The sequence below is a fragment of the Nitratidesulfovibrio liaohensis genome, from assembly GCF_011682075.1.
Taxonomy (GTDB): domain Bacteria; phylum Desulfobacterota; class Desulfovibrionia; order Desulfovibrionales; family Desulfovibrionaceae; genus Cupidesulfovibrio; species Cupidesulfovibrio liaohensis.
Window position 1 is genome coordinate 1 of sequence record NZ_VSMK01000159.1, and the last position, 5,625, is coordinate 5,625.

Genomic DNA, 5,625 nt, shown 5'->3' on the forward strand with positions numbered 1-5,625 from the left:
CCAGAGCCCCCTTGGAGCGGACGCCGCCCGCATCGGCACCGTGCTGGCCGCCGATGGGGCCGGGCCGGGCCGCGCCGGGCAGATCATCCTGGAAACGCCCATGGGCGGCCACCGCCTGCTCTCCATGCTGGAGGGCGAGCAGTTGCCGCGCATCTGCTGACGGCGGCGGGGCGGGAAAGAAGAAGAGAAGAAAAGATTGCATACGAGAGAGGGGGGCTTTGAAAAGCCCCCCTCTCTCGTGCTCTCACCCCGCAAACGTGCTGGTTGGGGTAAGCGAAAAGCGCCACCGGGCATACAACCCGGTGGCGCTCTTCATCTTGCGGAAAAGCGGAAGCCTACCGCGCACCCTTGGGGAACAGGATGACCCCCACGGTCTTGAGCACGATCTTCAGGTCCAGCAGGGGCGACATGTTCTTGATGTAGTACAGGTCGTATTCCAGCTTGTAGCGGGCGTCCTCTATGGAGGCGCCGTACGGGTAGCACACCTGCGCCCAGCCGGTAACGCCCGGCTTCACGGTGTGGCGCACGTAGAAGTAGGGGATGACCTTTTCCAGTTCGCGCACGAACTGCATGCGTTCCGGGCGCGGGCCGATCAGCGACATGTCGCCGCGCAGCACGTTCCACAGCTGGGGCAACTCGTCGATGCGCACCTTGCGGATGAACTTGCCCACCTTGGTCACGCGGGTGTCGCCCTTCTGCGCCCACACCGCGCCGTTCTTTTCCGCATCCACGGTCATGGAGCGGAACTTCAGCACCGTGAATTCCTTTTCGTGCAGGCCCACGCGCTTCTGCCTGTAGATCACCGGGCCGGGCGATTCCAGCCGGATGACCAGGGCGGCAACGGCCATGATCGGCAGGGTAAGCACCAGCAGCACGAACGAGGTCAGCACGTCGAACACCCGCTTCAGGCGCTGCATGGACCCCTGCGTGTTCAGGTTGAAGCCGTCTTCCATCAGCAGCCATTCGTCGCGGATGAGGCTGACGGGAATGCGCCCGGCCACGTGTTCGTACAGGGTGCGGATATCCACCACCATCAGTCCGCCCAGCTTGGCGCGCAGCAGTTCGCGGGCGATGTCCTCGTCCAGCGGGGCGTCGGGCAGCATGACCAGCATGGTGGCGCCGTGGCTGCGCGCCACCCCCAGCGGATCGTACGAGGGGCCAAGGCACGGTCCGGCGTCGGCGTCGATGCCGCCTTCACCCACGTACCCCAGGATTTCGGCGTGGGGCATGCTCTGCGCCAGCAGGGCGCGCACCTTGCCCGCGCGGTCCACGCCCACCAGCACCACCCTCTGCCGCGTGGTGAAGCGTTTGCCGATGCGGTGCCACACCATGCGCCAGGCAAGGCACATGGCCACCACCAGCACCAGCAGCAACAGGAATGTGGCCCGGTCGAAACGCCAGCTTTCGAACGAATAGAAGGTGAAGCCGGTGGCAATGACCCCCAGCACCGAGGCCACGCCCACGCGGGCCACGGAATCGCGGAAGTCTTCCTCGCCCACCGAGTAACAGTCCAGCACGTAGAACGAGAGCAGGAAGAAGAAGGTGGTGAAGAACGAGGCGCCCGTATAGTCGATGAGCACGCTGTACTCGTCCGGCAGCATGATTTCGCCGATGGCGTACAGCGCGATGAGGATGCACAGGGCATCCAGCAGACGGAACAGGCTGTTGCGGATATTGTCGTTCACGCATTCCTCCCGGAATGGATGGGAAATCTTTCGTCGCGGGGGACTGCTGCGCCCTTGCTAGCTACAGAGGCTGTTTCCAAATTGGGATTTTCGTCCGTTGACAAGGAAAACGAGCTTGCCATTAGGGAGTGCCACAGCCGTCGGGCTCGCGGGCTCGCCCAGCGGCCACGCTTCGCGCCCTTCGGAGCGGACCCGACGGGCGAAGGGACAATCGGCAGGCAGCCCTACGCCAGGCGCATGACCCGCAGGATATGCTCACTCACCTTGTCGGCGTCGAATTCGGTTTCCGCCAGCCGCCGCCCGGCCTGCCCCATGCGGGCGATCAGGCTGCGGTCGGCGATGAACCGCTCCATGGCGGCGGCCAGCGCCTCGGGGTCGCGCAGGGGCACGCGGAAGCCGTTCACGCCATCCTCCACCACCTCGCGGCAGCCGGGGGCATCTGTGACCACGGCGGCACGGCCCATGCTCATGCCTTCCATCACCGAGCAGGGGGTGCCTTCGCGCCACGAGGGCAGCACCACCACGCTGGCGTCGGCCACGTACGGTCGCACGTCGCGGGTCTGACCAAGATATTCTATGATTCCTTCGCGCGTCCAGCCTTCCACCTCGGAAAGGGGCACGCTGCCCGGTCCGGTTTCCGGCGGGCCCAGCACGCGGAAGCGGGCGTCGGGATGTTTCGCCTTCAGCAGGCGCGCGGCCCCGGCGTATTCGCGCAGGCCCTTGGCCTCCAGCAGGCGACCCACCAGCAGGAAGGTCGGCGGGTCCAGCACCGGTTCCGCCTGGGCAAAGTGGTTCAGCGCCACCCCGGTGCCCCGGCACATGGCCACGGACGTGCCGTGCGGAATGATGTGGTTGTCTTCGAACACCCGGCGGTCCTCCATGTTCTGGAAGAACACCGTGCGCACGCAGGCAAGGGCCACGCGGTAGAGCAGGGCGGCCACCTTGGTCAGCACGCGCTTGATCGGGGAGTCCGCCTCGAACATGTAGCCAAGCCCGGTGATCATGGCGTAGCGGGCGGGCACGCGCGCCAGCGCCGCCGCCGTGGCCCCGTAGATGACCGGCTTGATGGTGAAGCAGAAGGCCACGTCGGGCCGTTCCTGCCGGAAGACACGGTACAGCGCGGCAAAGGTGGCGGCGTCGCGCACGGGGTTCAGCCCCTTGCGGTCCAGGGGATAGCCCGCCACGCGGGCGCCCATGGCTTCCAGGGCGGCGCGGCCTTCGGTGTCGGTATCGGCGTCGGGCACGATGCACAGCACCTCGTGCCCCAGCGTACGGAGCCTGCGTATGAGCACGCTCCAGAAATTGACCATGGCCCGGGCCTGATTGCCCAGAATGGCGACCTTCATCTTGAGCCTCGCTGGCTGCGCGCCCGATCGTGCCTGTTCTGTTGTTCGTACAGGACGTGCCGGGCGCAGGTCCCGGCAGGGCGCCGGGGAAGTGTTGCCCCGCCCTTGGCGCACGCGGTGCGGGGGGCGGAAGAACGCGCACCTTGTAACAGGTGGGCAGCACGCTGAAAAGGGGGCCGCGCGGCGGGCGGCCGGGCTGCGTTTGCGGCCCGTGCGGACCGGACACCCCCTGCGCGACAGGGCTACCGGCAGGCGGGCGGGGGATGGGGTTCGCCCGGAGCGTCATCTTCCTGCCGCCGGGTCCGTATCCGGCTAAACCCATACACATTTCGTGCCGCGCGGCATGCCCCCCGCGCCGCCCCTTTACAGGGTGTGACGTTGGGAGTAGAAGCGCGCACGTTGCGGTGGTGCGCGCCAAACCCGTCCCCAAGGGCTTCAGCCCGCAACGGAGGGCCGAAAGCCACCCCGCCGCCGCACGGGCATGCGCCATGGCGCTGCGCCGCCCGGCGCGCCATCCTTTGACGCGGCATTCCGGCGCACGTACAATGGTCATTCCATCCGAAACCGCCACTCCCTAGGGAGGATACACCATCATGACCCGCTATACCGCCCTGATGCAGGAACTGGAAGCCGCCCCCCGCACCTGGCTTGTCACCGGAGTTGCCGGATTCATCGGTTCTAACCTGCTGGAAACGCTGCTGCTGCATGGTCAGAAGGTGGTGGGGCTGGACAACTTCGCCACCGGCTACCAGCGCAACCTGGACATGGTGCGCGAGATCGTGGGCGCGGACCTGTGGCGCAACTTCCGCTTCAAGGAAGGCGACATCCGCAACCTGGAGCACTGCCGCGAGGTGTGCGAAGGCGTGGACCACGTGCTGCACCAGGCCGCCCTGGGTTCCGTGCCGCGCTCCATCGAAGACCCCATCCTGGCCAACGAAAGCAATATTTCGGGCTTCGTGAACATGATGGTGGCCGCCCGCGACGCCAAGGTGAAGACCTTCGTCTACGCCGCGTCCAGTTCCACCTACGGCGACGAACCCACCCTGCCCAAGGTCGAGGACAAGATCGGCAAGCCGCTGTCGCCCTACGCGGTGACCAAGTACGTCAACGAGTTGTACGCCGACGTGTTCGCCACCTGTTACGGCATGAAGGCCATCGGCCTGCGCTACTTCAACGTGTTCGGCAAGCGGCAGGATCCCTTTGGCGCCTATGCCGCGGTCATTCCGCAGTGGTTCGCCTCGCTGCTGCGCGGCGAGACGGTGTTCATCAACGGCGACGGCGAGACCAGCCGCGACTTCTGCTACATCGACAACTGCGTGCAGGCCAACCTGCTGGCCGCCACCGCCACCGACGAGGCGGCCCTGAACACGGTGTACAACGTGGCCTTCGGCGAACGCACCGACCTGAACCAGCTGTTCGACCTGATCCGCGAGGAAGTCAGCCGCCACAAGCCGGAAGCCGCCACGGCCAAGCCGGAGCACCGTGAATTCCGCTTTGGCGACGTGCGCCATTCCCTGGCCGACATCAGCCGCGCCCACACCCGGCTGGGGTACGAGCCGGTGTACAGCGTGCGCCAGGGGCTGCGCCTGTCCGGCGACTGGTACGCCGCCAACCTGAAGTAGACGCGATGCGCGGGCTACCCCGCGCGGCCCCAGTGATCGCATTGCCCGTTTCGCCCCGCCGCAGACATTGCGGCGGGGCTTCTGCGTTTGGGCATCCGGTGTGCGGTGGCCGGATACGGCGGCCAGCTTCGGCGGCAGGATTTGTCGGTTGGGCATGGGAATGGGTGCTTGCCAAGTTCGGCCCGGAGGAGTATTTGGCGAAACATGCAAATGATTGAACCGCAACGCACGGCCGCCCACCGCAGGCTCATCGAGGCGCAGGCCGAGATATTCAAGGCGCTGGGCCACCCCAGCCGCTTGCTGATGGTCGAGGAACTGACGCGCGGCGAGCGCTGCGTGTGCGAACTGCAGGCGCTGGTGGGTTCGGATGTTTCCACGGTGTCCAAGCACCTGTCCATCCTGAAAGGGGCGGGCGTGGTGCGCGACGAGAAGCGCGGGGCCAACGTCTACTATTCGTTGGTGCTGGGGTGCGTGCGGTCCTTTCTGGAATGCACGGGGCGGCACATCGACCAGGCCGCCCAGGATTTGTCCCAGGACCTGGCCCGGCTGGCCGCCCTGCGGTCTGGAGACTAGCTGGCCGCTTCCGGGCCGATGATGGCGACTGGCTGATGACCGTGCGTGGCTGCACAGCCGGGCAAGCGCGCGTATTTTTTTGCGACAGAATTTGCATATTACGCCAAATGGGCAACTGGCGACCGGCGTGGTGCGGTCCGCCACCAAGCGGAAAGGGACGCGACTATGACCAACGGACACGGCAACGGCGGCAAGGACACGGGCGCGTTCGCAGTACCCGGGGATACGCTGGCGGACATGCCAACGGGCAAACCGGCGCAGGGACCGCTCGGGCAGGATGCACGGCCGGACACGGCGGGCGGCGCATCCGGATGCGCCTGCATGACCGCCGGGAGCGCACCAGCCACCGGCGCCCTTGCCTCCGGGTTGCGACCCTTGCAGCCCGTTGCCCCGCAGGCG

At 66.6% G+C, this 5,625-nt stretch carries 5 protein-coding genes and 1 pseudogene; 4 read left to right on the forward strand and 2 right to left on the reverse strand.

Annotation, left to right across the window (positions count from 1 at the left end; all coding sequences use genetic code 11):
• Positions 1-160 (forward strand): annotated as a pseudogene (locus FVW27_RS20875) (hydrogenase expression/formation protein HypE); the annotation flags it as partial.
• Positions 161-335: 175 nt separating this feature from the next.
• Here FVW27_RS20875 and FVW27_RS06645 read toward each other — a convergent pair.
• Positions 336-1,685 (reverse strand): TIGR03013 family XrtA/PEP-CTERM system glycosyltransferase, encoded by a 1,350-nt coding sequence (locus FVW27_RS06645; protein WP_167123770.1) that lies wholly within the window; start codon positions 1,683-1,685, stop codon positions 336-338.
• Positions 1,686-1,909: 224 nt separating this feature from the next.
• A complete protein-coding gene (locus FVW27_RS06650) occupies positions 1,910-3,031 on the reverse strand; it encodes a glycosyltransferase family 4 protein (protein WP_167123771.1) in 1,122 nt (373 codons plus the stop codon).
• Positions 3,032-3,624: 593 nt separating this feature from the next.
• Between FVW27_RS06650 and FVW27_RS06655 the strand changes: the two genes are divergently transcribed.
• From FVW27_RS06655 to FVW27_RS20605, 3 genes are all read left to right on the forward strand, one after another.
• A complete protein-coding gene (locus FVW27_RS06655; RefSeq protein WP_167123773.1) occupies positions 3,625-4,653 on the forward strand; it encodes an NAD-dependent epimerase/dehydratase family protein in 1,029 nt (342 codons plus the stop codon).
• 204 nt (positions 4,654-4,857) lie between these two features.
• Positions 4,858-5,226 (forward strand): ArsR/SmtB family transcription factor, encoded by a 369-nt coding sequence (locus FVW27_RS06660; RefSeq protein WP_167123775.1) that lies wholly within the window; start codon positions 4,858-4,860, stop codon positions 5,224-5,226.
• Between the two features lie 165 nt (positions 5,227-5,391).
• Positions 5,392-5,625, forward strand: a 234-nt coding sequence (locus tag FVW27_RS20605) for a hypothetical protein (RefSeq protein WP_424991854.1), incomplete at its 3' end; no start/stop codon positions are given.